The following is a 1,552-nucleotide window of genomic DNA, read 5'->3' on the forward strand; positions in this document are numbered from 1 at the left end:
TGGTCGGCGTAGACGGCGACGCTGGCCAGTCCGGCGTCCTTGCAGGCGCGGGCGATCCGCACGGCGATCTCACCACGGTTGGCGATCAGGACCTTCTGCACCGACGTCGTTCCCTTCCGTACATGTGCGAACAAGGGGCCGGTGGGCCTCCAAGGGAGTTTAAACGCCCGCACAGCGGCCGGGGCCGGGGCCGTCCTTCGGTGCCGGCGGGCCTTCATGGGAGTGTAAGCGCCCCCTGATCGCCGGGCACGGCTGGGTCCTACCTGCCGAGGTACGCGCCGCCGTTGACGTGGACGACCTGGCCGGTGATGTGCCGGGCCTCGGGGGAGGCCAGGAAGCTCACCGTGGCCGCGACGTCGTCGGGCGTGCCGGGGCGCCCGTTCCTGGTGCTCTCCACCCGGCGCCGCACCCCCTCCTCGGTGAGGCGGCCGCGGAAGAACTCGGTGTCCACGATCAGGCCGGGGGAGACCACGTTGGCGGTGACGCCGCGCGGGCCGAGCTCGGCGGCCAGATCGGCGGTCCACGCCTCCACGGCGGCCTTGGCCGCGCCGTACGAGCCGGAACCGGTGCCCCGGGCCGCGATCGAGCCGACCGTGACGATCCGGCCGTGGTCGGCCAGGCGGGGGGTCAGCGCGCTGGTGACCAGCACGGCCGACATCAGGTTGGCGTTGAGGTTGGCCCACCAGCTCTCGGCCACGTCCATCAGGTCGTCGCCGGGCGCGCGGTCCAGGTTGGTGTTCCCGCCCGCGTTGTTGACCAGCACGTCGACCCGGGCCGGCAGCCGGTCCAGGGCCTCGCCCACCGCGACCGGGTTGGCCGCGTTGAACGCCACGTAGGAGAGGCCCAGCCGGTCGGCCGTCTCCTTGAGCACCTGTTCCCGCCGTCCGGTGATGGTCACCCGGTCCCCCCGCGCGGCGAACGCCGCCGCGACGGCGGCGCCGATCCCGGTGCCTCCGCCCGTCACCACAATCTCACGCACTGTCCATGACTCCTCACGTCACAGAAAATCAAGGTGAAAAGGAACGTTAGCTTCTCCGGACGTCCGGGAAGGTCCATAGCCGCTCGGCATAATCCCGGTATCACTGTGATCCACTCGCCTATCGTGATTTCGTTTGGTGAGCCCCCCGACACCGATCCCGAAGGAGACTGGCATGAGCCAGAACTTGCTCGGCGGCAATCCCGCGGAAATGCAGCAGATGGCCACCCAGTTCACCCAGCAGGCAGACCAGGTGCGGGCCACCATGGCCGCCCTCGACCGGGAGGCCGGCAAGGTCGGCACCGCCTGGACCGGTCCCGGCGCCCAGCGGTTCACCGAGGCGTGGCAGAACTACCGCGCCGCCTTCCAGCGCATGTCCGAGGAGCTCGCCGAGGCGTCCCGGGTCATCAACACCTACCGCGGCAACATCGAGTCCGCCACCCGATAGCCGGACCGCCGAGACGCCCCGGCCCGGGTGGGCCGGGGCCGACCAGGATCTCCACGCAGGAGTCGGAGAAGGCCAGCATCCAGGCCCGCGCGGCGGCGTCCTGCGTCCCCGCGGCGCCCTCGCGCGCC

General features: G+C 71.3%; 3 protein-coding genes. 1 reads left to right on the forward strand and 2 read right to left on the reverse strand.

The window, feature by feature from the left end:
* Together ACWDS7_RS48415 and ACWDS7_RS48420 are read right to left on the reverse strand one after the other, a co-directional pair.
* A partial coding sequence (locus tag ACWDS7_RS48415) for a biotin carboxylase N-terminal domain-containing protein (protein WP_362963288.1) occupies positions 1-101 on the reverse strand: 101 nt, incomplete at its 3' end.
* A 158-nt stretch (positions 102-259) separates the two neighbouring features.
* Positions 260-979: an SDR family NAD(P)-dependent oxidoreductase gene (locus ACWDS7_RS48420; RefSeq protein WP_451934820.1), complete on the reverse strand. Its 720-nt coding sequence runs from the start codon at positions 977-979 to the stop codon at positions 260-262.
* 172 nt (positions 980-1,151) lie between these two features.
* Here ACWDS7_RS48420 and ACWDS7_RS48425 point away from each other — a divergent pair, with 172 nt between their 5' ends.
* The gene (locus ACWDS7_RS48425; protein WP_012888044.1) at positions 1,152-1,424 is read left to right on the forward strand and encodes a WXG100 family type VII secretion target; all 273 of its coding nucleotides are present in this window, start codon (positions 1,152-1,154) and stop codon (positions 1,422-1,424) included.
* Positions 1,425-1,552 lie beyond the last annotated feature (128 nt).

Source organism: Streptosporangium sp. NPDC003464 (assembly GCF_053588315.1).

Bases quoted from the DNA above. Each gene is read 5' to 3' on its own strand.
- ACWDS7_RS48425 (WP_012888044.1), top strand. From the start codon at position 1,152: ATGAGCCAGAACTTGCTCGGCGGCAATCCCGCGGAAATGCAGCAGATG.